Annotated in this window: 24 protein-coding genes; 11 read left to right on the top strand and 13 right to left on the bottom strand. The window is 73.8% G+C overall.

What is annotated here, in order from left to right; translation table 11 throughout:
* Positions 1-119 precede the first annotated feature (119 nt).
* Positions 120-1,094 carry a carbohydrate kinase family protein gene (locus IE245_RS02930; protein ID WP_189945094.1) on the bottom strand — a complete coding sequence of 325 codons (975 nt, stop codon included), beginning with the start codon at positions 1,092-1,094 and terminating at the stop codon, positions 120-122.
* 133 nt (positions 1,095-1,227) lie between these two features.
* On the opposite strand from IE245_RS02930, the gene IE245_RS02925 reads away from it, so the two are divergent.
* Positions 1,228-1,434: a hypothetical protein gene (locus IE245_RS02925; protein WP_030496813.1), complete on the top strand. Its 207-nt coding sequence runs from the start codon at positions 1,228-1,230 to the stop codon at positions 1,432-1,434.
* A gap of 67 nt (positions 1,435-1,501) precedes the next feature.
* A complete protein-coding gene (locus tag IE245_RS02920; protein ID WP_189945093.1) occupies positions 1,502-2,995 on the top strand; it encodes a hypothetical protein in 1,494 nt (497 codons plus the stop codon).
* Between the two features lie 79 nt (positions 2,996-3,074).
* Here the strand turns inward: IE245_RS02920 and IE245_RS02915 are convergent, their stop codons facing one another.
* Positions 3,075-3,431: a HesB/IscA family protein gene (locus IE245_RS02915; RefSeq protein WP_030758092.1), complete on the bottom strand. Its 357-nt coding sequence runs from the start codon at positions 3,429-3,431 to the stop codon at positions 3,075-3,077.
* 246 nt (positions 3,432-3,677) lie between these two features.
* Here IE245_RS02915 and nadA point away from each other — a divergent pair, with 246 nt between their 5' ends.
* On the top strand, positions 3,678-4,862 hold the full coding sequence (gene nadA / locus IE245_RS02910; protein WP_189945092.1) for a quinolinate synthase NadA: 1,185 nt from the start codon (positions 3,678-3,680) through the stop codon (positions 4,860-4,862).
* 76 nt (positions 4,863-4,938) lie between these two features.
* Here nadA and IE245_RS02905 read toward each other — a convergent pair whose 3' ends face one another.
* The 5 genes from IE245_RS02905 to IE245_RS02885 form a co-directional block, all read right to left on the bottom strand.
* Positions 4,939-8,103: an efflux RND transporter permease subunit gene (locus IE245_RS02905; protein WP_189945091.1), complete on the bottom strand. Its 3,165-nt coding sequence runs from the start codon at positions 8,101-8,103 to the stop codon at positions 4,939-4,941.
* A gap of 157 nt (positions 8,104-8,260) precedes the next feature.
* Entirely contained in the window at positions 8,261-8,944 is a 684-nt protein-coding gene (locus IE245_RS02900; protein WP_189945090.1) for a response regulator, read from the bottom strand.
* On the bottom strand, positions 8,941-10,182 hold the full coding sequence (locus IE245_RS02895) for a sensor histidine kinase (protein WP_229851047.1): 1,242 nt from the start codon (positions 10,180-10,182) through the stop codon (positions 8,941-8,943). Before IE245_RS02895 ends, IE245_RS02900 begins: the two co-directional genes overlap by 4 nt.
* A 205-nt stretch (positions 10,183-10,387) precedes the next feature.
* Positions 10,388-10,666: a PspA-associated protein PspAA gene (gene pspAA / locus IE245_RS02890; protein ID WP_189945089.1), complete on the bottom strand. Its 279-nt coding sequence runs from the start codon at positions 10,664-10,666 to the stop codon at positions 10,388-10,390.
* A 21-nt stretch (positions 10,667-10,687) separates the two neighbouring features.
* Positions 10,688-11,485 carry a PspA/IM30 family protein gene (locus tag IE245_RS02885; RefSeq protein ID WP_189945088.1) on the bottom strand — a complete coding sequence of 266 codons (798 nt, stop codon included), beginning with the start codon at positions 11,483-11,485 and terminating at the stop codon, positions 10,688-10,690.
* Between the two features lie 283 nt (positions 11,486-11,768).
* Here IE245_RS02885 and IE245_RS02880 point away from each other — a divergent pair, with 283 nt between their 5' ends.
* From IE245_RS02880 to IE245_RS02870, 3 genes are all read left to right on the top strand, one after another.
* Positions 11,769-12,371, top strand: coding sequence for a DUF3043 domain-containing protein (locus tag IE245_RS02880; RefSeq protein ID WP_189945087.1), 603 nt, complete (start codon positions 11,769-11,771; stop codon positions 12,369-12,371).
* Positions 12,372-12,478: 107 nt separating this feature from the next.
* Entirely contained in the window at positions 12,479-13,213 is a 735-nt protein-coding gene (locus tag IE245_RS02875) for a class I SAM-dependent methyltransferase (protein WP_189945271.1), read from the top strand.
* A 164-nt stretch (positions 13,214-13,377) separates the two neighbouring features.
* On the top strand, positions 13,378-14,460 hold the full coding sequence (locus IE245_RS02870) for a S1C family serine protease (protein ID WP_189945086.1): 1,083 nt from the start codon (positions 13,378-13,380) through the stop codon (positions 14,458-14,460).
* 36 nt (positions 14,461-14,496) lie between these two features.
* Here the strand turns inward: IE245_RS02870 and IE245_RS02865 are convergent, their stop codons facing one another.
* On the bottom strand, positions 14,497-14,703 hold the full coding sequence (locus IE245_RS02865) for a hypothetical protein (RefSeq protein ID WP_189945085.1): 207 nt from the start codon (positions 14,701-14,703) through the stop codon (positions 14,497-14,499).
* A 91-nt stretch (positions 14,704-14,794) separates the two neighbouring features.
* On the opposite strand from IE245_RS02865, the gene IE245_RS02860 reads away from it, so the two are divergent.
* The 4 genes from IE245_RS02860 to IE245_RS02845 all read left to right on the top strand — a co-directional run bounded on the left by IE245_RS02860 (position 14,795) and on the right by IE245_RS02845 (position 19,805).
* Positions 14,795-15,997: a bifunctional adenosylcobinamide kinase/adenosylcobinamide-phosphate guanylyltransferase gene (locus IE245_RS02860; RefSeq protein WP_189945084.1), complete on the top strand. Its 1,203-nt coding sequence runs from the start codon at positions 14,795-14,797 to the stop codon at positions 15,995-15,997.
* 121 nt (positions 15,998-16,118) lie between these two features.
* Positions 16,119-17,198, top strand: a complete 1,080-nt coding sequence (gene cobT / locus IE245_RS02855; RefSeq protein ID WP_189945270.1) for a nicotinate-nucleotide--dimethylbenzimidazole phosphoribosyltransferase — start codon at positions 16,119-16,121, stop codon at positions 17,196-17,198.
* 112 nt (positions 17,199-17,310) lie between these two features.
* Positions 17,311-19,098 carry a phosphatidylglycerol lysyltransferase domain-containing protein gene (locus tag IE245_RS02850; protein ID WP_189945083.1) on the top strand — a complete coding sequence of 596 codons (1,788 nt, stop codon included), beginning with the start codon at positions 17,311-17,313 and terminating at the stop codon, positions 19,096-19,098.
* Entirely contained in the window at positions 19,095-19,805 is a 711-nt protein-coding gene (locus IE245_RS02845) for a hypothetical protein (protein ID WP_189945082.1), read from the top strand. The genes IE245_RS02850 and IE245_RS02845 overlap by 4 nt, the downstream gene beginning before the upstream one ends.
* Here IE245_RS02845 and IE245_RS02840 read toward each other — a convergent pair.
* Entirely contained in the window at positions 19,745-20,509 is a 765-nt protein-coding gene (locus tag IE245_RS02840; protein WP_189945081.1) for a hypothetical protein, read from the bottom strand. The genes IE245_RS02845 and IE245_RS02840 overlap by 61 nt on opposite strands.
* 76 nt (positions 20,510-20,585) lie before the next feature.
* On the opposite strand from IE245_RS02840, the gene cobS reads away from it, so the two are divergent.
* Positions 20,586-21,350, top strand: a complete 765-nt coding sequence (gene cobS, locus IE245_RS02835; RefSeq protein WP_189945080.1) for an adenosylcobinamide-GDP ribazoletransferase — start codon at positions 20,586-20,588, stop codon at positions 21,348-21,350.
* Between the two features lie 167 nt (positions 21,351-21,517).
* Here cobS and IE245_RS02830 read toward each other — a convergent pair whose 3' ends face one another.
* The 4 genes from IE245_RS02830 to pelF are packed head-to-tail and all read right to left on the bottom strand — an operon-like array spanning position 21,518 to position 25,907.
* Positions 21,518-22,309: an endo alpha-1,4 polygalactosaminidase gene (locus IE245_RS02830; protein WP_189945079.1), complete on the bottom strand. Its 792-nt coding sequence runs from the start codon at positions 22,307-22,309 to the stop codon at positions 21,518-21,520.
* Positions 22,306-22,926: a spherulation-specific family 4 protein gene (locus IE245_RS02825; protein ID WP_189945078.1), complete on the bottom strand. Its 621-nt coding sequence runs from the start codon at positions 22,924-22,926 to the stop codon at positions 22,306-22,308. The genes IE245_RS02830 and IE245_RS02825 overlap by 4 nt, the downstream gene beginning before the upstream one ends.
* Positions 22,927-22,938: 12 nt before the next feature.
* Complete coding sequence (locus tag IE245_RS02820; protein WP_189945077.1) at positions 22,939-24,372, bottom strand: hypothetical protein; 1,434 nt, start codon at positions 24,370-24,372, stop codon at positions 22,939-22,941.
* The gene (gene pelF, locus IE245_RS02815; protein WP_189945076.1) at positions 24,369-25,907 is read right to left on the bottom strand and encodes a GT4 family glycosyltransferase PelF; all 1,539 of its coding nucleotides are present in this window, start codon (positions 25,905-25,907) and stop codon (positions 24,369-24,371) included. The genes IE245_RS02820 and pelF overlap by 4 nt, the downstream gene beginning before the upstream one ends.

Raw genomic sequence — 25,907 nt, 5'->3', positions numbered from 1 at the left:
GGAGCCTGGGCACGGCTGAAGCGCGCCGTCCCGTGTGCCCACCCGTCCCTCCCCCAAGGACTTCGTCCAGGGGGGACCCCCAAGCGGGACGTATGCCCACACGGGGGTGGGCCGGTTCGTCAGGAGAGGTGGGTCTGGAGTTCCGTGGTGGCTTCTTCGCCGTAGGCCTTGGTGAAGCGCTCGATGAAGTTGGCGCGGCGCAGCGTGTACTCCTGCGTGCCGAGCGTCTCGATGACCAGCGTCGCCAGCATGCAGCCGATCTGCGCCGCCCGCTCCAGGCCGACGCCCCACGACAGGCCCGTGAGGAAGCCCGCGCGGAAGGCGTCGCCGACGCCGGTGGGGTCGACCTTGGCCTCCTCCTCCGGGCAGGCGACCTCGATCGCGGGCTCGCCGACGCGCTCGATGCGGACGCCGCGCGAGCCGAGCGTGGTGACGCGGTGGCCGACGCGGGACAGGATCTCCTCGTCGGTCCAGCCGGTCTTCGACTCGATGAGGCCCTTCTCGTACTCGTTGGAGAAGAGGTACGTCGCCCCGTCGAGGAGCGTGCGGATCTCCTCGCCGTTCATCCGCGCGATCTGCTGCGAGAAGTCCGCCGCGAAGGGGATGCCCCGGGTCCGGCACTCCTCGGTGTGGCGGAGCATCGCCTCGGGGTCGTCGGCGCCGATGAGGACGAGGTCGAGCCCGCCGACCCGGTCCGCGACGGCCTTGAGCTCGATGAGGCGGGCCTCGCTCATGGCGCCGGTGTAGAAGGAGCCGATCTGGTTGTGGTCCTTGTCCGTGGTGCAGACGAAGCGCGCGGTGTGCAGGACCTCGGAGATGCGGACCGAGCCGGTGTCGACGCCGTGGCGGTCGAGCCAGGCGCGGTACTCGTCGAAGTCGTAGCCGGCCGCGCCGACGAGGATCGGGTTGCCGCCGAGCTGGCCCATGCCGAAGCAGATGTTGGGGCCGACGCCGCCGCGCCGGACGTCGAGGTTGTCCACGAGGAAGGACAGGGACACCGTGTGGAGCTGGTCGGCCACGAGCTGGTCGGCGAACCGGCCGGGGAAGGTCATGAGGTGGTCGGTGGCGATGGAGCCGGTGACTGCGATACGCACGGCTGGGACGCTCCTGCGGGTGTAAAGGGCGATGACGATCCACGGTAGCCGCTGCGGGGGCCGCTGCCGAACAGTGGAAACTACCCCAGAGTAGGCCTTTTCTCCGGAGGCGGGTGGTGCATACGGTGCGCCCATGACCACGTATCCCGCTCCCCGCGAGCGACACGAGTCCGAACTGAGCCTCGCCGAGCTGCGCGGGGCCAGTGCCCGGATGGTCCCGCACTGGGTGACGCCGGCCGATCCGGCGCCGGCCCCGGTCTCCCCCGCCTCGATCCACGGGGTGGTCGTCCCGGACGCGTCGGCGCGGCTGATCGCCGCCACCGCCGAGTACGGCGGCTGACGGGACGGAACCGACCGCGCCCCCGCCCCGTCCCACCGGTGTCCGAACGACACGAGGGAGCGTTGCGGTGAGCGGTACGGAGAGCGGACGCGGGCGACGGACCGCGCTCGTCGCCTCGGTGGCGGCGGGTGTGCTGCTGGCCGGAGGCGGTGGGCTGTATCTGACGGCCGCCGGTGACGACGACAGACCCCGGACCGGGGCGGAGGCCGCGGACGCGGCGGCCGCGCCGCCGCTCCTGCGGCTCGGGGGCGGGAGCGGCGGCACGGCCCCGGGCGCGGGGATCGCGCCGGGCGAGCCCGATCCGGGCGGCGGCCCGGACGGGACGGTCTACAGAGCCGAGGGCCCACTCCCCCAAGGGCCCTCGTCGGCCGCGGTCCACCGGCCGAAGGGCCTGGTCACCTCCGAGGAGGTGGCCAGGCTGGCCGGGGTCCTCGGCATCGAGGGACGCCCGGCGCTGATCGGGGACGTGTGGACGATCAGGCCCGAGAAGGACGGGCAGGGGCCACGCCTGGACGTGGCGCGGCAGGCGCCGGGGAGCTGGACGTACTCCTGGTACGACGGCGGTCCGGCCGGCGACACCTGTCTGAAGGGCAGGGCGTGTCCGCCGCCGGGCGAGGCGAAGCCCCCGACGGGCGGCTCCCCGGTGAGCGAGGCCGCGGCGAGGGCGGCGGCCGCTCCGGTGCTGAAGGCGCTGGGGCAGGACGACGCCAAGGTGTCGGCGACGCAGGTGATGAACGGTTCGGTGCGGGTGGTGAACGCCGACCCGGTGATCGGCGGGCTGCCCACCTACGGCTGGTCGACGGGGCTGCACATCGGCCCGGACGGGCGTCCGGTGGCGGGCAGCGGGACGCTGAAGGAGCCGGTGGAGGGCGCGACGTATCCGGTGGTGTCGGCGGAGCGGGCGCTGGCGCGGCTGAACGAGACGTCGAGGGGCACGGGTCCGATCGGCATCGGCGGCTGCGCGACGGATCCGCCGGCCGGGGAGCCGCAGGCGCCGGACGCGCCGGTCACGCCGGGGAAGGACGGGCCCGGGAAGGACGCGCCCTGCCGGACGGCCGTGGACGTGGCCCAGCCGCGCCAGGTGCCGGTGACGGGTGCGGTGCTCGGCCTGGCGGCGACGGACACGGCGGACGGGCGGCTCCTCGTGCCGACGTGGCTGTTCACCGCGGACCCGGCGGACTCGGCGCCGTACACGGTGACCTCGACGGCGGTGGCGGCGGAGTTCCTGGTGCCGCCGGCGGCTCCGTCGCCCGAGCCGGTCGCGCCGGAGCCCTCCGACGGGACGGCGCCGGTGCGGCGGATCGAGTCGTTCACGGTCGGCGGTGACGGACGGACGCTCGCCGTGACCTTCTGGGGCGGGGTGTGCCACACGTACACGGCGCACGCCGCGGAGGACCCGCGGCAGGTGCGGGTGCGGATCGAGGAGAAGCTGCGGGACCCGGACCAGGCGGCCTGCATCCTGGTCGCCAAGGAGATCACCGTGGAGGTGACCCTGGCGGCGCCGCTGGGCGGCCGTCCCGTGGTGGACGCGGCGAGCGGGGAGGCGGTGCCCCGCCGGTAGTCGCCGGGCACGCGGAGAGGGCGGTGGCCCGGGAGGTCGGTCTCCCGGGCCACCGCCCTCTTCGGCGCTCCGCGACGGTTTAGCTGAACGAGTCGCCGCAGGCGCAGGAGCCGGTGGCGTTCGGGTTGTCGATCGTGAAGCCCTGCTTCTCGATGGTGTCGACGAAGTCGATCGAGGCACCGCCGAGGTACGGGGCGCTCATGCGGTCGGTGACGACCTTGACGCCGTCGAAGTCCTTGACGACGTCGCCGTCGAGCGAGCGCTCGTCGAAGAACAGCTGGTAGCGGAGGCCGGAGCAGCCGCCGGGCTGGACGGCGACGCGCAGCGCGAGGTCGTCACGGCCTTCCTGGTCGAGCAGAGCCTTGACCTTGGCCGCGGCGGCGTCGCTCAGAAGGATGCCGTCGGTGACGGTGCTGGTCTCGTCCGATACGGACATCTACATCTCTCCCGGGTTGTACGGAGACTGCTTGCCGACGGTGACAACCGGCGGTGCCCCGGATTCATTCCGGGTCGGGTGGGATTTCCCTCCTTCATGCTCGCACACCCTGTCCAGAGACGCGGAGGGCGAATTCGTCACATCGACACTATGGCCATCGTCAGAATGACGTGAAGGGGTTATGATAGATAGCGTCATTTAGACGAAAAGGCTTTTGAAGCTCCCCCCGAAGAAAGGGTGCGTGACGTGACCACCGCCCAGAACCCCACCCTGGACGTCCAGCCGACGCCGCTCGCCCTGCTGCTGCTCGGTCGCGAGGCCGACCCGAAGAGCGAGCGCGGCGTGGAATGTCCCGGCGACCTGCCGTCTCCCTCCGACCCGGACCTGGTGGAGCGGGCCCGGGCGGCCAAGGAGAAGCTCGGGGACAAGGTCTTCGTGCTCGGCCACCACTACCAGCGCGACGAGGTCATCCAGTTCGCCGACGTCACCGGAGACTCCTTCAAGCTCGCCCGTGACGCCGCCGCCAAGCCGGAGGCCGAGTACATCGTCTTCTGCGGCGTGCACTTCATGGCCGAGTCGGCCGACATCCTCACCGGCGACGACCAGAAGGTCGTCCTGCCGGACCTCGCGGCCGGCTGCTCGATGGCCGACATGGCCACCGCCGAGCAGGTCGCCGAATGCTGGGACGTGCTGACCGAGGCCGGGATCGCGGACGTCACCGTGCCCGTCTCGTACATGAACTCCTCGGCGGACATCAAGGCCTTCACCGGCAAGCACGGGGGCACCATCTGCACCTCGTCCAACGCCGAGCGGGCGCTGAACTGGGCCTTCGAGCAGGGCGAGAAGGTCCTCTTCCTCCCGGACCAGCACCTGGGCCGCAACACCGCCGTCCGCGACCTGGGCATGTCCCTGGACGACTGCGTGGTCTACAACCCGCACAAGCCCAACGGCGGGCTCACCGCCGAGGAGCTGCGCGCCGCCAAGATGATCCTGTGGCGGGGCCACTGCTCGGTGCACGGCCGCTTCTCGCTGGAGTCGGTCGAGGACGTGCGCGCCCGGATCCCCGGCGTGAACGTGCTGGTCCACCCGGAGTGCAAGCACGAGGTCGTCGCCGCCGCGGACCACGTGGGCTCGACCGAGTACATCATCAACACCCTGGAGGCGGCCCCGGCCGGCTCGAAGTGGGCCATCGGCACGGAGCTGAACCTGGTCCGCCGCCTGGCGAACCGTTACGCCGACCAGGGCAAGGAGATCGTCTTCCTCGACAAGACGGTCTGCTTCTGCTCCACCATGAACCGGATCGACCTGCCGCACCTGGTGTGGACGCTGGAGTCGCTGGCCGAGGGCAACCTCGTCAACCGGATCGAGGTCGACCGGGAGACGGAGTCGTTCGCGAAGCTGGCGCTGGAGCGGATGCTGGCCCTGCCGTAACGGTTCTCCCGCACGTACGCCGGAAGGGGCGGCCCACGAGTCCGTGGGCCGCCCCTTTCGCCTGCCGGCCGGGACCTCAGTCCAGGGCGTCGAGCAGGCTCGCGTCGAGCGGGGTGACGTCCGGCTGCTCCGGAATCACCTTCTGCTCGCCGTCCTTGCCCTTGACGGTCTTCTTCGCGCCCTTCTTCGCCGCCTTCTTCTTCGCGCGGCGCTCCTTGCGGAGCTCGACCATCGCGTAGAGCGTCGGGACGAGCAGGAGGGTCAGCAGGGTCGAGCTGATCAGGCCGCCGATGACGACCACGGCGAGCGGCTGGGCGATGAAGCCGCCCTCGCCGGTGATGCCGAGGGCCATCGGCAGCAGGGCGAAGATCGTCGCCAGTGCGGTCATCAGGATCGGGCGGAGCCGGTGCCGGCCGCCCTCGACGACGGCCTCGACGACGCCGTACCCCTGGGCCCGGTACTGGTTGATCAGGTCGATCAGGACGATCGCGTTGGTGACGACGATGCCGATGAGCATCAGCATGCCGATCATCGCCGGGACGCCCATCGCGGTGCCGGTCGCGACCAGCAGGCCGATGGCGCCGGTGGCGGCGAACGGGATGGAGACCAGCAGGATCAGCGGCTGGACCAGCGACCGGAAGGTCGCGACGAGCAGCATGAAGACGATCGCGACGGCCGCGAGCATCGCCAGGAACAGGTTGAGGAAGGCCTCGTTCTGGTCCTCGGAGACGCCGCCGACGGAGGCCGAGGCGCCCTCCGGCAGGTCGAGCGCGGCGATCTTCGACTGGAGCGCGGTGCCGACGGCGCCGGTGTTGTCCGTGGTCGGCTTGGCCGTGATCGTCGCCGCGCGGGCGCCGTCGATCCGGGTCATGGAGACCGGGCCGGGGACGAGCTCGACGGTGGCGATGTCACCGAGCTTCACCGGGCCGACGGGCAGCGCCTTCAGCTGGTCGAGGGTGGTGGCCGGGGCGGCCGAGGTGATGAGGACGTCCCGCTCGGTGTCGTCGAGGGTGGCCTTGGCGGCGGGGGTGCCGCGGACGGCCTGGGCGACGACCATGCCGAGGGTGGCGTCGTCGAAGCCGGCGTCGGCCGCCTTCTCGTCGGCCCGCACGGAGATCCGCGGGACCGACTGGGAGAGGTCGCTCTGGACGTCGGTGACGTCCTCCAGCTCCGCGACGGCCTTCCGCACCTGCTCGGACGCCTTCTGGAGCAGCTCCCGGTCGCCGGCCTTCACGATGACGCTCAGGTCCTGGGCGGCGAAGCCGTCGCCGGCCGAGATCGAGGTGTCGCCGACGCCGTCGAGCTTCCCGAGGGCCGACTCGATGGCGTCGCGGGTCTTCTCGTACGAGGCGGACTCCTCCAGGGTTACCTGGAAGGAGGCCTGGTTGGCGCCGGTGCCGCCGCCGAAGGCCGCCATGAAGCCGGAGGAGCCGACGGTGACCTGGTAGTCCTTGACGCCCTCGGTGTCCGCGAGGACCTTCTCGATCTTCTTCGCGGCCTCGTCGGAGGCGTCCAGGGAGGTCCCCGGCTCCAGCTTCTGCTTGACCGTCAGGACCGGCTGGTCGCCCTGGTCGAAGAAGTTGGTCTTCAGCAGCGGCGCCATGCCGAAGGTGACGACCAGGACGACGAGGGCGATGGCGACGCTGGTGAGGCGGCGGCGGGTGGCGAAGCGGAGGACCGGCACGTACGCGCGCTGGAGGCGGCTCTTCGCCTCCTTCTCCTCGGCGAGCCTGCGGGCCTCGTCGGGATCCTCGGAGGTGCCCTTGGGAGCGCGCAGGAACCAGTACGAGAGCACCGGCACGACCGTCAGGGAGACGAGCAGCGAGGCCAGCAGGGCGGCCGTCACGGTGAGGCTGAAGGAGCCGAACAGCTCGCCGACCATGCCGCCGACCAGGCCGATCGGCAGGAAGACGGCGACGGTGGTCAGGGTCGAGGAGGTGACCGCGCCGGCCACCTCCTTCACCGCGGTGATGATCGCCGACTGGCGGTCCTCGCCGTAACCGAGGTGGCGCTTGATGTTCTCCAGGACCACGATCGAGTCGTCGACGACCCGGCCGATGGCGATGGTGAGCGCGCCGAGCGTCAGCACGTTGAGCGAGAGGTCGCGGGTCCACAGCACGATCAGCGCGAGGACGACCGAGAGCGGGATGGAGACCGCGGTGACCAGCGTCGAGCGGACCGAGGCGAGGAAGACCAGGATCACCAGGACGGCCATGACGAGGCCGAGGGCGCCCTCGGTGGTGAGGCCCGAGATCGACTTGGCGACGGCCGGGCCCTGGTCGGACACGACGGTCAGCTGGGCGCCGGCGCCCAGCTGCTCCCGCAGCCCGGGCAGCTTCTCCTCGACGGCCTCGGAGATGGCGACGGCGCTGCCGTCCTTGTCCATGGTGGCCATGACGGCCAGGCTGGGCTTGCCGTTGGTGCGGGTCAGCGAGACCCGGGCGGACTCCTCCTGCTCCACGGTGGCGACGTCGGCGAGCCGGACGGCCTTGCCCCGCGCGGGCTTGACGCGGAGGTCCTGGATCTGCTGGAGCGAGGTGTAGCCGCCGCCGACCTGGACGGTGCGGCTCTTGCCGGCCTCGGAGAAGGAGCCGGCGGGCACGGTGCCGCCGCCGTTCCGGAGCGCCTCGGCGAGGTTCATGGAGGTCAGGCCGGCCGCGGCGAGCTTGCGCTCGTCGGGGGTGACGGAGACCTGGAGGTCCTGCACGCCGTCGATGCTGACCTGGCCGACGCCGTCGATGTCCTCCAGGGCCGGGACGACGGTCCGCTCCAGCTGGTCGGCGAGGGCCTGCTGGTCCCGGTCGGAGGTGGCGGCGAGGACGACGGTCGGGATGTCGTCGGTGGAGCCGGCCACCACCTGCGGGTCGACCGTGTCGGGCAGCAGCGCCCGGGCGCGGTTGACGGCCTGCTGGACGTCGGCGACGAGCTGCTTGGTCGACTCGTCCCCGTAGTCGAAGGAGGCCATGATGACGGCGCTGCCCTCGGAGGCGGTGGACGTGATGCCCTTGATGCCGTCGACGGCCTTGAGGTTGTTCTCCAGCGGCTCGACGACCTGCTTCTCGACCACGTCGGGAGAGGCGCCCTGGTAGGGGGCGATGATCGAGACCATCGGGAGCTCGATCGACGGGAACAGCTGCTGCTTCAGCTGGGGGATCGCTATCAGTCCGAAGACGACGGCGACGATGGACATCAGCCCGATCAGGGCCCGTTGCGCGAGGCTGAATCTGGACAGCCAGGACATGGGGTCTCTCTTCCGTGGCGTACTCGTCGGCAGGCGGCGGGCAGCCAGGAGCGCCCCCCAGCGCCCAGGATCGGCCATCCGGAGGACGGATTCCTCGCCCCCCGGGCCCGTTTCCGGGCCGGCGCGTACCGCGTATGGAGTACGCCGCCGGGCGGGGTCACTCAGTCCTCGGGCGTACCAGTCCCGTCTCGTACGCGGTCACCACCAGCTGGGCGCGGTCGCGGGCGCCGAGCTTGGCCATGGTGCGGTTGACGTGGGTCTTCACGGTGAGCGGGCTGACGTCGAGCCGTGCGGCGATCTCGTCGTTGGAGAGGCCGCCGCCGACCAGGACGAGGACCTCGCGCTCCCGGGCGGTGAGCGCGGCGAGCCGGCCCGCGTCCACCGGGGCGCCGACCGGGTCGGCGGCGGCGCTCTGGGCGAGGAAGGTGGCGATCAGGCCCTTGGTGGCGGCCGGGGAGAGCAGCGCCTCGCCGGCGTGCGCGATCCGGATGGCGCCGAGCAGCTCGTCCGGTTCGGCGCCCTTGCCGAGGAAGCCGGAGGCGCCGGCGCGCAGCGACTCCACGACGTACTCGTCGATCTCGAAGGTGGTGAGCATGACGACGCGGACGTCGGCGAGTTCGGGGTCGGCGGTGATCGCGCGGGTGGCGGCGAGGCCGTCGGTGCCGGGCATCCGGATGTCCATGAGGACGACGTCGGGCCGTTCGCTGCGGGCCAGGGCGGCGGCCTGCGCGCCGTCGGCGGCCTCCCCGACGACCTCCATGTCGGGCTCGGAGTCCACGAGCACCCGGAAGGCGCTGCGCAGCAGGGCCTGGTCGTCGGCGAGCAGTACCCGGATGGTCATCGGTCGTCCTCCCCCGGCTCCCGGGCCGTCCCGGGCGTCAGCGGCAGTATCGCCTGCACGCGGAAGCCGCCGCCGTAGCGGGGTGCGGCGGTGAGGACGCCGCCGAGCGCGGTGACCCGCTCGCGCATGCCGAGCAGGCCGTGGCCGCCGGAGGGCTCGGGGGCCGGTCCGGGCTGCGGGACGCCGTCGTCGAGGACGGTGATCTCGACGGTACGGCCCACGAGGACGACGCTCACCTCGGCGCGGGCGTCGGGTCCCGCGTGCTTGCGGACGTTGGTGAGGGCCTCCTGGACGATCCGGTACGCGGCGAGGTCGACGGCCGAGGGGAGCTGGTGGCCGCCGTCGGTGCGGGCCAGCGACACCGGCAGCCCGGCCTTGCGGAAGCCGGCGAGGAGCCCGTCGAGGAGGGCGAGGCCGGGGGCGGGCTCGGTCGGGGCCGCGGGGTCGCCGGACTGGCGGAGCAGGCCGACGGTGACGCGGAGCTCGTCCAGGGCGGAGCGGCTGGCCTCGCGGACGTGGGCGAGGGCCTCCTTGGCCTGGTCGGGGCGCTTGTCCATGACGTGCGCGGCGACCCCCGCCTGCACGTTGACCAGGGCGATGTGGTGGGCGACGACGTCGTGGAGGTCGCGGGCGATGCGGAGCCGCTCCTCGGCGACGCGGCGGCGGGCCTCCTCCTCGCGGGTCCGCTCGGCCCGCTCGGCGCGCTCCCGTATCGCGTCGACGAAGGCGCGGCGGCTGCGGACGGCGTCGCCGGCGGCGGCGGCCATGCCGGTCCAGGCGAAGACCCCGAGGTTCTCCTGGGCGTACCAGGGCGTCGGGCCGAAGGCCATGGCGGCGGCGGCCAGCGCGGTCATGGTGGCGAGGCCGACGCGCCAGGTGGTGGGGCGGTCGGTGCGGGAGGCGACGGTGTAGAGCGCGACGACGACGCCGATGGTGACGGGGGCCGGGCGGGTCTCGCCGAGCAGCTCGACGAGGGCGAGCGCGGAGGTGAACGCGAGGACCGCGAAGGGTCTGCGGCGGCGGAGGATGAGGGCGACGGCGGCGGCGAGCATCATCCCGACGCCGAGGAGGGTGGGGACGCGCTCGCCGAAGGTGGGGCCGGTGGCGCTGCCGTGGGGGTCGGTGAAGGAGGCGGCGATCATCGCGACGAGGACGCCTCCGGCGAGGACGGCGTCGAAGGCGAGGGGGTGGTCGCGGAGGCGGTCCCTCAGGTGGGTGGCCAGGTGGGTGCGGGTCACCGGGGAACGGTACGGGGTGGTTCGGGCGCGGGGAACGGCGCGGGTCCCGGGGGCGGGGGCTGCGGCTCGGGCGCGGGTCCCGGGGGCGGGGGCCGCGGCTCGGGCGCCGCTCAGGGCGCGGTTCCGGTGTGCCCGCCCCCCGGCTCTCGGCCCCGCTCGGACGGGGGACCCCCGCGCCCCTCGCGGAACGCCCGCCCGCACCGGCCTAGCCGGGGATCAGGCCGTCGTCCGAGAGCATGTCCCGGACTTCGTCCAGGGTGGCGTCCGGGGACGGGAGGATGAGTTCCGAGGGTTCCAGGGCGTCGTCCGGCAGGGGCGTGCCCAGGGTGCGGACGGCGCCGAGGAGGGCCGCCAGGGTGCGGCGGAAGCCCTCCTCGTCGCCCGATCGCATCTCGCGCAGCAACTCGTCGTCGAGCTCGTTCAGCTCGGCGAAGTGGCTGTCGGCCAGCTCTCGCTGGCCCTCCCCCATGATCCGTACGATCATGACGCGTCCTCTGCCGGTCGGCTACTGCTTGTCGAAGCGGGGGTGGTTCTGCTGCTGGTTCTGCTGCGGGGTGCCCGTGGCGCCGCCCTCGATGGCCTGCTGCCGGTCGGAGGGGCCCCCGGCCAGTTCGGCCTTCATGCGCTGGAGCTCCAGCTCGACGTCCGTGCCGCCGGAGAGGCGGTCCAGCTCGGCCTGGATGTCGTCCTTGGCGAGGCCCGACTGGTCGTCGAGGGCACCGGAGGCGAGCAGCTCGTCGATGGCGCCGGCCCGGGCCTGGAGCTGGGCGGTCTTGTCCTCGGCCCGCTGGATGGCGAGGCCGACGTCGCTCATCTCCTCGGAGATGCCGGAGAAGGACTCGGCGATCCGGGTCTGGGCCTGGGCGGCCGTGTAGGTGGCCTTGATGGTCTCCTTCCGGGTGCGGAAGGCGTCGACCTTGGCCTGGAGGCGCTGCGCGGCGAGGGTGAGCTTCTCCTCCTCGCCCTGGAGCGTCTGGTGCTGCGTCTCGAGGTCGCTGACCTGCTGCTGGAGCGCGGCCCGGCGGGAGAGCGCCTCGCGGGCGAGGTCCTCGCGGCCGAGGGCCAGCGCCTTGCGGCCCTGGTCCTCCAGCTTGGCGGACTGGCCCTGCAGCTGGTTCAGCTGGAGTTCGAGCCGCTTGCGGGAGGTGGCGACGTCGGCGACGCCCCGGCGCACCTTCTGCAGCAGCTCCAGCTGCTTCTGGTAGGAGTAGTCGAGCGTTTCGCGCGGGTCCTCGGCCCGGTCAAGGGCCTTGTTCGCCTTCGCGCGGAAGATCATCCCCATACGCTTCATGACACCGCTCATGGGCTTCGCGCGCCCCCTTCTGACGGACTCGGCACCAGCTCTTCGTCAGGATCCACAGTACGGTCCCTGTCTCCATTACCGCACTGTTCGGAGCGGGATGCGCTCCTCCCCAAGGACGACTGCGGCAGCTCCCGTCTCCGGCGGGAGGAGTAGAAGGATCTCGGGGAGACCCCTGGCGCGCCCGTGCGTCCTCGTGTGCGTACCGGTTACGACGCCGGCTGTGAGCGGATCGTTCCCTCCCGGACTGGGGTTCCCCGCCCGCCACCCCGTACCCTTGGGTTTTGTGTTCCGTAGCCGTTCGAAGGATGAGAAGGCCCCCACCGAGAAGGTGACGGCGGACCTCTCCAAGCAGCCCCGCGACCCCGAGGCCCCCAAGGGCCGCCCGACCCCGAAGCGGAGTGAGGCCCAGACCCAGCGCCGTCGTGCGCAGAGCGTCCCGCTCGACCGCAAGGAGGCCGCCAAGCGCCAGCGTGAGGCGCGGCGAGCCGACCTGACCCGTCAGCGCGAGGCGCTGAACAGCGGTGACGAGCGTTATCTGCCGGCCCGTGACAAGGGCCCGGTGCGCCGGTTCGTGCGCGATTTCGTCGACTCGCGGTTCGCGATCGCCGAGTTCTTCCTGCCGATGGCCGTGGTCATCCTCGTGCTCTCGCTCTTCGGCAACACCAACCGCGCGCTGCAGAACATCTCGCTGCTGCTGTGGCTCGGTGTGATCATCCTGATCGTCATCGACTCCATCGGCATCTGGATCCGCCTGCGGAAGCAGCTCAACGAGCGCTTCCCTAACGAGCCGAAGCGCGGCGCGGTCGCGTACGGCCTGATGCGCACGCTCCAGATGCGCCGTCTGCGGCTGCCGAAGCCGCAGGTCAAGCGCGGAGAGCGGCCCTGAGCGCGGACGGTTCGGCCTCCGGTGTCCCCGGCTTCGGCGTCCCCGGCGCCGGGGCGGGCGCTCCCGTACTGCCGGCGGTCGTCCACTGGCCCGCCGGTCACGGCGGGCTGCGGGACACCATCCGGCAGGAGATCGTCGCCCGGCAGGTCGACGAGCAGATAACGGGCCGCTACCCGGTGGGGCAGCGGCTGCGGATCCTCGACGCGGGCATGGGGGCCGGCACGCAGGCGCTGCGTCTGGCCCGGGCCGGGCACACGGTCACGGGCCTGGAGTCCGACCCCGACCTGCTGAAGGCGGCCCGGGAGTCGCTGGCGACCGAGCCGGCCGGGATCCGCGAGCGGGTCCGGCTCATCGAGGGCGACGGCCGCGAGACCGGCGTCCACTTCCTGCCCGGAAGCTTCGACGTGGTGCTGTGCCACGGCGTGCTCATGTACGCCGACGAGCCGGACGCGCTGCTCGCGGGCCTGGCCCGGATGCTGGCGCCCGGCGGCCTGCTCTCCCTGGTGGTACGGAACGCGGACGCCCTCGCCATGCGGCCGGGGCTCGCCGGGGACTGGGCGGGTGCGCTGGCCGGCTTCGACACGGACGTCTACCAGGACGACGACGGCGTGAAGGTGCGGGCCGACCGCCTCGACGCGCTGTCGGCGACGCTCGCCGGGATCGCGGCGCCGCTGCACGCCTGGTACGGGGTGCGGGTCTTCACCGACGGCGTCCCGCTGGAGGTGGGTCTGCCGGCCGCCGAGGAGCTGGAGCGGCTGCTCGCCGCCGAGGAGCGGGCGGGCCGGACGGATCCGTACCGCCGGGTGGCGGCGCTGCTGCACCTGTGCGGGGTACGGGGCTGAGCCCGTCCCGCGCGGCCGGAGGGGCCGGTGCGCCGACGCGGCGCGCCGGCCCCTTTCCGCATCGCCTGCTCCCTGCCCCTGTCCCTGCCCGCTCCGCCGGGACGTACGCCTGATCGGCGGCCTCCATCGGGACGGGCGAAGGGGGCGGAACGGATACTCCGGACATGGATGCCTCCCGTGCGCGTACACGCTCCCGTACCCGACGCCTCGTCCTGCCCCTCGCCGCGGGGGCCTGTGCCGCCGCGCTGACCGCCGGGTGCTCGTCCGGTTCCGGCGCGGCCGACGCGCCCGGGCGGACCACCGCGCAGGCGGCGCCGCTCGCCGCGAACGACCTCCAGGACGACTACCAGACCGTCATCAGGGACGTCCTGCCGTCCGTGGTGCAGATCGACGCCTCGGAGGGCCTCGGCTCCGGCGTCGTCTACGACGACAAGGGGCACGTCGTCACCAACGCGCACGTGGTCGGCGAGGAGAAGTCCTTCCGGGTCACCGCCGCCACCGGCGGGCAGCCGGTGGCGGCCCGGCTGGTCGCGGCCTATCCCGAACAGGACCTCGCGGTGATCCGGCTGGAGTCGGTGCCCGACGGGCTCAGACCGGCCGAGTTCGGCGACTCGGCGGACGTGGAGATGGGCCAGATCGTGCTGGCGATGGGCTCCCCGCTCGGACTGTCCGGCAGCGTCACCCAGGGCATCGTCTCGGCGACCGGCCGCACGGTCAGCGAGGGCCGCACCGGCGGCGGCACGGGGGCGACCATCGGGAACATGGTGCAGACCTCGGCGGCGATCAACCCCGGCAACAGCGGGGGCGCGCTGGTCGACCTGGACAGCCGGGTCATCGGCATCCCGACCCTGGCGGCGAGCGACCCGCAGATGGGCGGCGGCGCGGCGCCCGGGATCGGCTTCGCGATCCCCGCGTCGATGGTGCGGACGATCGCCGACCAGATCATCAAGGACGGCAAGGTCACCGACTCGGGCCGGGCCGCCCTCGACATCACCGGCCGCACCCTCCTGAACGACGACTACGAGCCGGCGGGCGTGGCGGTCGTGGAGGCGGAGGCCGGCGGGGCGGCGGCGGAGGCGGGGCTGCGGGCGGGGGACGTGATCACCCGGCTCGCCGACGACGACATCACGACGATCACCTCGCTGGCGGAGTCCCTGGCGGACCGCAGGCCGGGAGACGAGGTGGAGGTCACCTACGTCCGGGGCTCGGCGACCCGCAGGGCGGAGGTCACGCTCGGCGAGATGTGAGCGGCCTCCGGCCCCGCGGTCGCGTGCGCGACGCTCCTACTCCCCCGCGTCCAGGGGCATCGGACCGTAGATCTTGACCGTGTCCTCGGAGAGGGTCGCCTGGTCGGCGCCGCCGGCGAGGAGGTCGCGCCAGTGCTCGCCCAGCCAGCTCTCGGCGTCGCCCTGCGTGGTGAAGTCCTCCGGGGTCACCACCGGGGTGACCTCCGTGCCGTCGGACTTCTCGAACCGCCACGTCCATGCCATGTCCGCCTCCTGGGGCTCACCGGATGATCGGTTTCCTGCCCGCAGCGTAGCCGGGCGAGCACCGCGCGCGGGGGCGCGGGAGGATCAGAGCGTGGAACTGACTCTGCTCGGCACCGGCTCCCCGCTCGGTCTGCCCCGCCCCGACTGCCCCTGCGCGGTGTGCGCGTCCTCCCGCGGCGCACGCGCGCGTGCCGCGACCGCGCTGCTCGTGGACGGGGCCCTGCTGCTCGACCTGACCCCGGGGGCGGCGCTCGCCGCGGCCCGCGCGGGGCGTTCGCTGGTGGGGGTGCGGCAGGTGCTCCTGACGTATCCGCACGACGGTCCGCCGGTGGAGCTGCCGGCGGGGCTGCCGACGGCCGGGCGGGTGCCCGACGGACGGGAGCTGACGCTGATCAGCGGGCACCGGGTGCGGGCGGTGCCGATGGACTCCCCCGGGACCGGCTACGAGGTGGTGTCGGCCGAGGGCGAGCGGCTGCTCTACCTGCCGCGCGGCGGGGCGCCGGCCGGTCTCGCGGAGAACCACCAGGAGCCGTACGACCTGGTGGCGGCGGACGTCACGGGCCGTCCCGACGCGCTGGCCCGGCTGCGGGCGAGCGGCGCGGTGGGGCCCGGCACGGAGGTGATCGCCGTCCACCTGGACCATGACGCGCCGGCCGGCGGCGAGCTGGACCGGCGGCTCGCGGCGGCCGGGGCGCGGGCGGTGCCGGACGGGACGGTGCTGTACCTGGGCGAGTACCACGACCTGCCGGTGGTGCCGCGCCGGACGCTGGTGACGGGCGGAGCGCGGTCGGGGAAGTCGGTGGAGGCCGAGCGGCGCCTGGAGACCTTCCCCGACGTGGTGTACGTGGCGACCGGCGGGTCCCGCGAGGGCGACCGGGAGTGGGCGGAGCGGGTGAGCCTGCACCGGGAGCGGCGGCCCGGCTCGTGGCGTACGGCCGAGACCACCGACCTGGTGCCGCTGCTCGCGGAGGAGGGTCCGGCGCTGCTGATCGACTGCCTGTCGCTGTGGCTGACGGACGCCATGGACCGGGTGGGCGCCTGGGACGACGCCGTCTGGGCGGACGGCGGGCGGGCGGCGCTGCGGGAGCGGACGGCTGAGCTGGTGGCGGCGGTGCGGGCGGCCCGCAGGACGGTGGTGGCGGTGACGAACGAGGTCGGCTCGGGCGTGGTGCCGGCGACGGCGGCCGGGCGGCGCTTCCGGGACGAGCTGGGGCGGCTCAACGCGGCCTTCGGGGACGAGTGCGAGCAGGTGGTCCTCGTGGTCGCCGGTCAGGCCCTGGTGCTGCGCGGGTAGGGTGCTGATCCTTGAGGGTCCCTGAAGGTGCCTGAGGGCGCCCGAGGCGACCAGCCCGTGCCGAACCTCGCTGATGCCACAAGGCGGAACCCCGATGGAACCCCTGCAGCCCCTGCAGCCCCTGAATCTCGACGACTTCTCCGATCTGATCGAGCGCCCCGACGGCGGGATCCGGCGCGACGCCGAGGAGCGCCGGGAGCGGCTCGCCGTCCGCGCGGGCGCGCTCGGCCGCCTCGACGAGCTGGGCGAGTGGCTGTCGGCCGCCCAGTCGGCGGTGCGGGTGCGGGCGATCACGCAGCCGAAGGTGGTCGTCTTCGCCGGTGACCACGGCGTCGCCGTCCAGGAGGTGTCGGGCCGCCCGGCCGGGACCGCGCACCTCCTGGTGCGGGAGCTGCTCGACGGGGAGAGCCCGCTGGCGGTGCTCGCCCGCTCGATGGACGTGCCGGTGCGGGTCGTGGACGCGGGCCTGGACTGCGACCCGGAGCTGCTGCCGGAGTCGGTGACCCGGCACCGGGTGCGGCGCGGCAGCGGCCGGATCGACGTCGAGGACGCGCTGACGCCGGAGGAGACCGAGGCGGCGGTGCGGCTCGGGATGGCGATCGCCGACGAGGAGGCCGACTCGGGCACCGATCTGGTGGTGCTCGGCGATCTGAGCGTGGGCGGTACGACCCCGGCGTCGACGCTGATCGCGGCGCTGTGCGGCACGGACGCCTCGGTGGTGACGGGGCGCGGCGGCGCGGGGATCGACGACCTGGCGTGGATGCGCAAGTGCGCGGCGATCCGGGACGCGCTGCGGCGGGCCCGGCCGGTGCTCGGCGACCAGCTGGCGCTGCTCGGCGCGGTCGGCGGGGCGGACCTGGCGGCGACGACCGGCTTCCTGCTGCAGGCGGCGGTGCGGCGGATGCCGGTGATCCTGGACGGCGTGGTGGGCGCGGCCTGCGCGCTGGTGGCGCAGCGGGCGGCGTTCCGGGCGCCGGACTGGTGGCTGGCGGGCCAGGTGTCCGGGGAGCCGGCACAGGCGAAGGCGCTGGACCGGATGGCGCTCAACCCCCTGCTCGACCAGGGCGTCCTGGTGGGTGAGGGAACCGGGGCACTGCTCGCGCTCCCCCTCGTCCGGGCCGCGGCGGCGCTCGCCGCCGAGCTGCCCGAGCGCCCGGAGCCGACCGCCGCGGGCGCGGCCGCCCCGGCCGGGGCGGTCTGACGGGGAGCGCACCACCGGAATCGGTGAGGCCCGGAGGCGGCCGTCCGCGACGCGCGGATGGCCGCCTCCGGCGTCGCCGCACGGCAAGCGGTGCCCCATATGATCGCTTTTCATGGGAGAGGTCCGTTTGTCCGCCGAAGGAACGCCCCGCGGTACCGACCGCTCACGGCGGAGTGCCGCGTTCGCCGTCTGGTACCTCCGCGCCGTCACGTTCGTCAACTTCCTGAGTGCCGTCTGGGTCTCCTTCGGCCAGGACCTGCGGCGGCACAACGAGGACGACTACTTCACGCCGTACATGCTGACGGCGGGCTTCGCCTCCGGCGTCCTCACCCTCTTCCTGGCGATCACCATGCGCCGCCGCAAGCGGGCCGCCTGGATCCTCAACACCGTGCTCAGCGGGCTGTTCCTGCTGCTCTTCGCGCTGGTGATGATCCTCCCCGAGGTCCGGCAGCACGCGCAGAACTGGATCTCGCTGGCCCTGAGCGCGGCCTTCTTCCTGGCGCTGCTGCTCGGCCGCAAGGAGTTCTACGCGAAGGGGGACCGGTCCAATCCGCTGCTCGCCGCGATCGTCGCGGTCGGCGGCCTGCTCGTCACCTCGCTGCTCGCCGCCCTCCTGGTGACCGCCACCAACACGGCCACCGGCACCTCCACCTTCCTGGAGCGGTGGCGGTACGGCGTGATGCGGCTGATCACGCTGGCCGCGGACGACTCCCGCTTCCCCGCCATCGCCACCCCCGGCTGGGTCGACGTGGTCGTCAACGTGATGTCCACGCTGCTGCTCTTCGCCGTGCTCTTCGCCGCCTTCCGCTCCCGCCGCGCGGTCGATCCGCTCACCGAGGAGGACGAGGAGCGGCTGCGGGCGCTGCTCGACAAGCACGGGGAGCGGGACTCCCTCGGCTACTTCGCGCTGCGCCGCGAGAAGAGCGTGGTCTGGTCGCCGAGCGAGAAGGCCGCCGTCGCCTACCGGGTGGTGGGCGGGGTCTCGCTCGCCTCCGGCGACCCGATCGGCGACCCGGAGGCGTGGCCGGGGGCCATCGAACCGTGGCTCGCCGAGGCGCGGGAGCACGGCTGGACCCCGGCGGTGATGGGCGCGAGCGAGGAGGCCGGGGTGATCTACGCCCGGCACGGTCTCGACGCCCTGGAGCTGGGTGACGAGGCGATCGTGGAGACCGACGAGTTCACCCTGGACGGGCGGGCGATGCGGACCGTGCGGCAGGCGTACAACCGGGTGGCGCGGGCCGGGTACGAGGTGCGGATCCGGCGGCACGAGTCGATTCCGGCCGGGGAGATGGCGGAGCTGCTGCGCAAGGCCGACGACTGGCGGGACGGCGCCACCGAGCGCGGCTTCTCGATGGCGCTCGGCCGGCTCGGGGACCCGCGCGACGGGCGGTGCGTGATGCTGGAGTGCACCGACGGCACGGGCGAGCTGCGGGCGCTGCTCTCCTTCGTGCCGTGGGGGCCGAAGGGGCTCTCGCTCGACCTGATGCGGCGTGACCGGGACTCCGAGAACGGGCTGATGGAGTTCATGGTGATCGAGCTCCTCCAGCGGGCGAAGGAGATCGGGATCACTCAGGTCTCACTGAACTTCGCGATGTTCCGCTCCGTCTTCGAACGCGGCTCGAAGCTCGGCGCCGGACCGGTGCTGAGGCTCTGGCGCTCCCTGCTCGGCTTCTTCTCCCGCTGGTGGCAGATCGAGTCGCTGTACCGGGCCAACGCCAAGTACCGACCGATCTGGGAGCCGCGTTTCATGCTCTTCGAGAAGAGCGCCGACCTGCCGCGCATCGGCCTGGCCGCCGGGCGGGCCGAGGGCTTCCTGGAGGCTCCGGGGCTCCTGGGGGCACCCCTTGGACGAAGTCCTCGGGGGAGGCTGTACCGCAAGCACCTGGCGGGCGGGCGGTGAGCTCGCCGGTGCGCCGGTTCGCCCGGCGCGAGTGGGGGCCGCTGGCCGTCACCGTACGGGGGGAGCTGACGGCCCGGCGGTGGAGGGCGGTGCCGCTGACGCTCACGGCGGTCTGCCTCACCGCGGCGTTCCAGTTCGTCCAGAACCAGGAGTGGGGGTACGGGCCGGTCCAGGCCATCGGTGCCGTGCGGGCCGAGGACCCGCTGTGGCTCGCCCTGCTGCGGACCCCGCTCTCGCTCTTCGTCCCCGCGCTCGACCTGCCGGTCTGGGGCGCGCTCGCGCAGGTCCTGCTGGTCTTCGGGATCGCGGAGCTGTGCCTCGGGCGGTGGCGGACGCTGGGGATCGCGTACCTGGCGACGCTCTGCGGGACCCTGTACGCGCGCGTGGGCATCGCCCTGGGCCCCGGCACCCTCTTCGGGCTGCCGGCCTCCGACGCGCAGGTGGTGGACACCGGCCCCTCGGCGGCGGTGGTCGGCCTCGCCGTCTACGTGTGCCGGCGGAAGCGGGCGTACTGGACGGGCGCGGCCGTCGTCGTGGCGATGGTGGTCGAGGTGGTCGTCAAGCCGAACCTGGCGGGCAAGGAGCATCTGGCGGCCATCGCCGGGGTCCTCGTCCTGATGGCCTTCGAGACCTGGCGGGAGCGGGGTCAGGACGAGCCGGGGCCGCGGCCCGGGACGCGTTCCTGGAAACCGCCGATCAGGTCCTGAACCCTCCGCCGCACCCGGGTCCAGCGCCGGTCGTGCCGGTAGGCGCGGACCGTGCCCCGCGCGCGTGCCCGAGGGCGGCGGTGGTAGAGGCGCCGCCACCACCAGGAGCCGGGGCGGGCGAGGCGGACGGCGCCGACGATCGCCACGAACGGCACGAAGACCCCGAGGAGCGCCATCCGCGGTTTGCCCTTGACCAGGGCGACCAGGATGAACAGGAAGTTGAGGGCCAGGGTGAGGAGGAAGCCCACCCGGTCCTGGCGCTCCTCGTCGGTGACGTCGTCGACGCCGAGCGGGGAGAAGCCGCTGAGCGGCAGCAGCACGAGGGCGGCGGTCAGCACGACGACCTCCACGCTCTGCCGGCCCTCCTCCGACCAGTACACGTCGTCGAGATGGAGGATGAGCGCGAACTCGTCGAGGACGAGGCCGGCGCCGATCCCGAAGACGACGGCGAAGGCCGCGGCGCCGAAGCCGTGACGGCCGCTGGCGACCGCGCCGAAGCCGCCGAGCACGGCGAGGACCACACCGGGCACGACGTGATGGATGTGGAGCCCGCCCGAGGAAACGTTCCGGAACGGGCCCTTCCCGGCGCGGATCAGCCGGGTGACCGTGCGGGTGACCAGGAAGGTCAGGACGAACGAGGTCAGCGCGAGGAGCATCGGCAGCTTCCCCGGCTCCAGGATGTTGCGGGAGAACCAGTGACCCATGCCACCCCGATCCGATATGCACCTCTTGTCCGGTAGGCGCAATCTACCGTCCCGGTCCGGCGATTACCCTGCCCGGATGGACGGCCTGCGTTTCGCCTTCGGCACCCTCACCGTGTTCCCCGCCCGCATCACCCGCTGGGACCGGGACGCGGCGCGCGCCGGCATGCTCTGCGCCCCGCTCGCCGGGCTCGCGGTCGGCCTGGTCGCCGCGGCGGCCGGCGGCGTCCTCCTCCCCCTCGGCGCCGGCCCCCTCCTCGCCGCCGTCGTCACCGTCGCCGTCCCCGCCGTCCTCACCCGGGGCCTGCACCTCGACGGCCTCGCCGACACCGCCGACGGCCTCGGCAGCGCCAAGCCGGCCGGGGACGCGCTGCGCATCATGAAGCAGTCCGACATCGGGCCGTTCGGCGTCATCGCCCTCGTCCTCGTCCTGCTCGCGCAGGTCGCGGCCCTGTACGAGCTGTACGGGGAGGGCTGGGCGCACGGCGCGGCCGCCGCCGTCCTGGCGGCCACGGTCGCCCGGCTCGCCCTCACCCACGCCTCCCGGCACGGCGTCCCGGCCGCCCGGCCCGAGGGCCTCGGCGCGATCGTCGCCGCCACCGTCCCGGTGCGCTCCGCGACCCTCTGCACCGCCGCCGTCCTCCTCCTCGCCGCCGCCTCCGGCCTCCTCCTCTCCTCGTACGACGCCGTCCACGCCGTCCTCGCCACCGGCGCCGGCCTGGCCGCCGCCGCCCTCCTCCTCCGCCGCTGCGTCCGCCGCTTCGGCGGCGTCACCGGCGACGTCTTCGGCGCCGTGGAGGAGACGGCGGCGACGGCGACCCTGGTGGCGCTGACGCTGGGCTGACCGCAGGGTGACCGCTTCGTGATCTTCCGGCGGGCAACCCTCTCCCCCTCGTGAAGGCACCGGAGAGCCGGCGCGCTGGTCGACCCCCTCGGAATGGCGGGACCGCGGCGAGGGCCGGGCCACCTGCTTCCGGCTCTCGTGATCCCCCGCCTTCCGGTCTCCGGGCCTCAGCAGGCCCGGCGCCAGGCGTCGAGTTCGTGGTGTTTGAGGAGCGAGCTGAGGCCCAGTGCGCGGGAGCGGGGGCAGAACTGGGCGAGGGTCAGTTCGTACTCGGCGTGGAAGACGGGTTTGTCCGCGGCGATGAAGGGGGCCAGGAGGTCGCACTCGGCGTACTCGGCGCACTGCTCGTTGACCGCGAAGTCGAAGTCGGGGAGGAGCTGGGGGATCTGGTCGAGGTCGTTCTTGAGGCCGACGGCCAGGCCGCGGTCGTGGGCGAGGCGGGCGATGAGGCGGTTGTAGGCGAGCTGGTCGGCGGCGGTGAGGGGGAAGCCGGTGCGGTTGCGGTAGCCGTCCATGTTGTCGGGTTCGACGGCGTCGAAGCCCTTGGCGCGGCACATGTCGATGCGTTCCGCCATGAGGGGTTCGAGGACGTCGGTGCGGCGGATGTCGAGCCAGCGTTCGCCGGCCCAGCCGTTGCTCCTGCCGAGGACTGACTTCGGGAAGCGGTCCGCGTCGGGGCGGAAGTCCTCCCAGGCGCCGGTGGAGAGGTAGCAGATCACCTTCCGGCCCCGGCGGTGCAGGTCGGCGACGGTCGCGGCCGGGTGGTCGAAGCCGTCGATGTCGTAGACGGGGACGTCGACGGTCGGGTCCAGGCGGCCGCTGAGCTGCCACTGCCAGGCGAGCCCGGCCGTCGGGCGCCAGCGTTCCCGCTCCTCCGGTTTGGGGTCGGGGGCGGGGGCGGTGGTACAGGCCGTGGCCAGGAGCAGGAGGGCCGCGAGGAGCGGCAGGAGGCGCCTCATCGGGCGGGTTCCGCGATCCCGTGCGGCAGGGTCCCCCAGGGGTGGGCGCCCGTGCCCGGCACCGCGCAGTGGATCTCGGTCGCGGGGCGGAAGCCGGGCGGGGCCGCGTAGACGAGGTGGCAGTGGTGCGGGGCGGCCGGCAGGTCGAGGGCGCGGTAGGTGTCCCAGGGGCCTTCGAAGGTGACCAGCAGGTCGGCGAGTTCGGCGTACCCGTCGTCGGGGTGGGTGCCGTGGTTGAGGACGAGGGTCGCCGCGCCGGCGGTCCGCGCGGCGACGGCGAGACGGCGGTAGTGCGGCAGGGCGTCGGGCGCGGTCGCGACCTGGTCGAGGAAGGCCCCGTCGGCGCCGTACCAGTCGCGGTGGCGGAGCAGGTCGGCGACGACCTCGGCGTGCGGACGGCGGCCGTAGGCGGTGTCCGCGTAGCCGAGGATCCGCACCCCGGCGGCGCGCAGCCGCTCCGCGGCCTCGGCGAAGGCCGGGTCGGGGGCCTCGCCGGCGCCGTCCGCGGGGTTGAGGACGACGCCGTGGAGCGCCGGCGCGGCCGCGATCAGGGCCGCCCAGCCCTCGGGGCGGTCGGCGGGGTGCTCGTAGAAGGGCACCAGGAGGGAACGCTTCACGTCGGTGCCCTTCTAGAGGCGGTGGGCGGTCGGTCGTACCAGCAGAGCACGGGTGAGGGCGGCCAGCACGACGGCCGCCGTCCCCGCGGCGAGCGTTCCCGCCGCCGGTTCCAGGGTCTGCGCGGCGGCGGCCAGGAGGCAGACGGCCGCCGCGCCGAGGACGGCGCCGAACGCCTGGAGGAGCAGCCCCAGCCAGAGCACGGTGCCGAGGAGCAGCAGGGTGAGCAGCCGTTCCCCGGTCGGCCAGGGGGTGTCCGGCCAGAGCAGGGTGGCGGCGAGCAGGAGGCCGAGGAGCACGGTCAGGTAGCCGCCGAGGCGGAGGGCCAGGGTGCCGGTGACGGCGCGGCGGAACTCGCGGGCGGTGGTGAGGGTGCGCAGCCGGGCGAGGCTGTCGCCCCGGAAGCGGTGCAGCAGCCATTCGGCGGGCCCCATGGAGAGGGTGAGCGCGATGACCGCGCCGCTGCCGGTGGCGAGGGCGTCGCCGAGTCCGGCGTACAGCACGAGGACGCCGCTGCCGAGGCCGAAGAGGCCGTACGGGACGGAGGCCGCCAGCGGCGGTCCGCCCCGCCCGGCGGCACCGCGCGCGGTGCCGGGGCGCAGCGCGCGGGCGGCGACCAGGCAGGCGGCGGTGAGCGAGAGGGCCGGCAGGGCGACGCGCAGCGGGTCGGGCAGGTCCCACCGGAGGGCGGGGAGGGCGCCGAGGAGCGGCAGCAGGGCGGCGAGCAGGGCCCGTTCGCGGCCGAGGACGAGGAGGACGGTGGCGGCGCCGAGGTAGAGGGACTGGCCCGCGGCGAAGACGGCGGCCGGGAGTTCGCCGTCGCGGGCGGCGGCGAGGGCGACGGCGGTGCCGGCGAGCGCGCCGGCCGGGGCGCCGGTGAGCAGGGCGCGGGCGGCGGCGGCCCGGTCGCCGAGACCGAGCCAGGTGTGGGCGCGGTGGGAGAGGGCCTGGTTCCAGACCCAGCCGGTGACGGCCCCGGCGAGCAGCGGCACGGTGCCGGCGGGCAGCCCGTACCGCCCCTGCTGTCCGGCGAGCAGCGGTCCCGCGAGGACGTAGGCGAGGCCCGGCAGTGCGAAGACGAGGCCGCGCAGCAGGCAGCCGCCGAGCCCTTCGGCGGGCCCCGGGCGGCTCCGGTCCTTCCCGGGCGGCCCGGGGTGGCGGCGGGCCACGCGCGCGTACAGGTCCTCGGCGAGCGCGAAGGAATCGTTCCGCCCGTAGGTGAGGCGGATGTGGTCGTCGGTCATGCCGTCCGATTCGAGCAGCGCGGCTATCTCGTCCGGGTGCACGGCGGCGGCCACGAACGCGTCGAGCCGGCCGGCGAGTTCGTCGAGCGGGTCGGGCGCGACCCCGGGTCCGGCGGGGGCGTGGGGCGTCCCGCGGTCCGGGCGGGGCGGGAACGGGAGGGGCGGAGGGGTGGTCGGGGGTTTCAGCCAGAGGGAGCCGCTCATGCCGGGGTGCCTTCGGGGACTCGGGGCGCGCCTCGGCGCGGGGACGGGATGCTGACGCGCAGCGGCGGGACGGCGGGGATCGCCGCGCCGGAGCGGGGGGCGGCGAGTTCGCGGTAGATGCGGCGGAAGCCGTCGACCGAGCGGTGCAGGGTGAACTCGTCGATCACCCGCTGCCGGGCCCGCCGGCCGAGCTCGGCGCGGCGGGCGCCGTCGCGCAGCAGCGCGGAGGCCGCGGCGGCCATGACGGCCGGTTCGCGGGGCGGGACGACGACGCCGGTGTCGCCGACCGCCTCCCGCACCCCTCCGACGTCCGTCGACACGGTGGCCCGGCCGCAGGACATCGCCTCGATGAGGGAGAAGGGGAAGCCCTCGCTGATGGAGGAGAGCATCACCACGCTGCCGGCCGCGTAGGCGGAGGGCACGTCGGAGACGCGGCCCTCGAAGGAGACGCCGTCGGCGACGCCGAGTTCGGCGGCGAGCTTCTCCAGGAGGGTGCGGTAGTCCTCGTTGCCGGCGGGGACGGGGCCGAAGAGGCGGAGCCGCAGCTCGGGGAGTTCGGCGCGGCAGATCGCGTACGCCCGGATCAGGGTCTCCAGGTCCTTGATCGGGTCGACCCGGCCGCACCAGCTGAGCGTGGGGGTCTCGGGTTCGGGTCCCGCCTCGGGGAAGAGGGCGGGGTCGACGCCGTTGTAGACGGTGCGGATGCGGTCGGCGGGGGCGCCGCCGCGCTCCTCCCAGCGCCGGTTGTACTGGTTGCAGGGGGTGATGAGGTCGGCCTGGCGGTAGCCGAGGGAGTTGAGCTCGCGGTAGAAGCCGAGCATGAGGGCCTTCACGGGCCACCTCTGGGCCTCGGTGCGGTAGCCGAGGTAGCGCTCGCGGAGGTAGATGCCGTGTTCGGTGAGCAGGAAGGGCACCCCTTCGAAGTGCTGCGCGGCGAGCGCGGGCAGGGTGGCGAGGCCGCTGGAGACGGCGTGCGCCACGCTGCCGTCGGCTATCCGGGCGCCGAGCGGCCGCAGGGCGTGTTCCAGCAGGTCGGTGGCGGTGAGGGCGTCGTGGACGGTGGGCCCGGCGGCACGCGTCGGCAGGTGCGGCATGGTCCAGATCCACATGAGGGAGCGCAGGGCCGCCTCGGAGCGGAGGGCCGGGGTGAGCCGGCCCTCGCGGGCGAGGGCGGCGAGCTCGTACAGGGGGCCGGCGAGGTCGTGGCCGGCGTCCGGGTCGAGCAGGGCGAGCAGGAAGCGCTCGTACGCGGCGAGGAAGCGGCGGCGGTCGCGCCCCCGTGGGGGCCGGCGCGGCCTGGTGGGCGCGGCCGGTCCCCGCGGGTGGCCCCAGAGGGGGAACGCGGTGTGCCGGGTGACGTTGGGCGGCAGCTCCCAGGTGACGGGTTCGCGGCCGCTGCCGGTGAGGGCGAGGATCTCGAAGGTGACCTCGGGCATGCCCCGGACGAGCTGGTCGCACCAGGTGCTGACGCCGCCGTGGACGTGCGGGTAGGTGCCTTCGGTGAGCATGGTGACGTGACGGCCACTGCTCGGCAT

Origin of the sequence: Streptomyces roseolus, assembly GCF_014649855.1 — a bacterium.
Classification (GTDB): Bacteria; Actinomycetota; Actinomycetes; order Streptomycetales; family Streptomycetaceae; genus Streptomyces; species Streptomyces roseolus.
Note: the sequence above shows the minus strand (reverse complement) of the source record. Positions and strands in the feature narration are given on the sequence as shown.

What these genes read in the sequence shown, in the direction of transcription:
- IE245_RS02915 (WP_030758092.1), bottom strand. Translation starts at nt 3,431, where the DNA reads ATGTCCGTATCGGACGAGACCAGCACCGTCACCGACGGCATCCTTCTG.
- IE245_RS02830 (WP_189945079.1), bottom strand. Translation starts at nt 22,309, where the DNA reads ATGAGGCGCCTCCTGCCGCTCCTCGCGGCCCTCCTGCTCCTGGCCACG.
- IE245_RS02840 (WP_189945081.1), bottom strand. Translation starts at nt 20,509, where the DNA reads ATGGGTCACTGGTTCTCCCGCAACATCCTGGAGCCGGGGAAGCTGCCG.
- IE245_RS02885 (WP_189945088.1), bottom strand. Translation starts at nt 11,485, where the DNA reads ATGAGCGGTGTCATGAAGCGTATGGGGATGATCTTCCGCGCGAAGGCG.
- IE245_RS02900 (WP_189945090.1), bottom strand. Translation starts at nt 8,944, where the DNA reads ATGACCATCCGGGTACTGCTCGCCGACGACCAGGCCCTGCTGCGCAGC.
- IE245_RS02870 (WP_189945086.1), top strand. Translation starts at nt 13,378, where the DNA reads ATGGATGCCTCCCGTGCGCGTACACGCTCCCGTACCCGACGCCTCGTC.
- cobS (WP_189945080.1), top strand. Translation starts at nt 20,586, where the DNA reads ATGGACGGCCTGCGTTTCGCCTTCGGCACCCTCACCGTGTTCCCCGCC.
- IE245_RS02905 (WP_189945091.1), bottom strand. Translation starts at nt 8,103, where the DNA reads ATGTCCTGGCTGTCCAGATTCAGCCTCGCGCAACGGGCCCTGATCGGG.
- IE245_RS02850 (WP_189945083.1), top strand. Translation starts at nt 17,311, where the DNA reads ATGGGAGAGGTCCGTTTGTCCGCCGAAGGAACGCCCCGCGGTACCGAC.
- IE245_RS02865 (WP_189945085.1), bottom strand. Translation starts at nt 14,703, where the DNA reads ATGGCATGGACGTGGCGGTTCGAGAAGTCCGACGGCACGGAGGTCACC.
- pspAA (WP_189945089.1), bottom strand. Translation starts at nt 10,666, where the DNA reads ATGATCGTACGGATCATGGGGGAGGGCCAGCGAGAGCTGGCCGACAGC.
- IE245_RS02925 (WP_030496813.1), top strand. Translation starts at nt 1,228, where the DNA reads ATGACCACGTATCCCGCTCCCCGCGAGCGACACGAGTCCGAACTGAGC.
- IE245_RS02820 (WP_189945077.1), bottom strand. Translation starts at nt 24,372, where the DNA reads ATGAGCGGCTCCCTCTGGCTGAAACCCCCGACCACCCCTCCGCCCCTC.
- pelF (WP_189945076.1), bottom strand. Translation starts at nt 25,907, where the DNA reads ATGCCGAGCAGTGGCCGTCACGTCACCATGCTCACCGAAGGCACCTAC.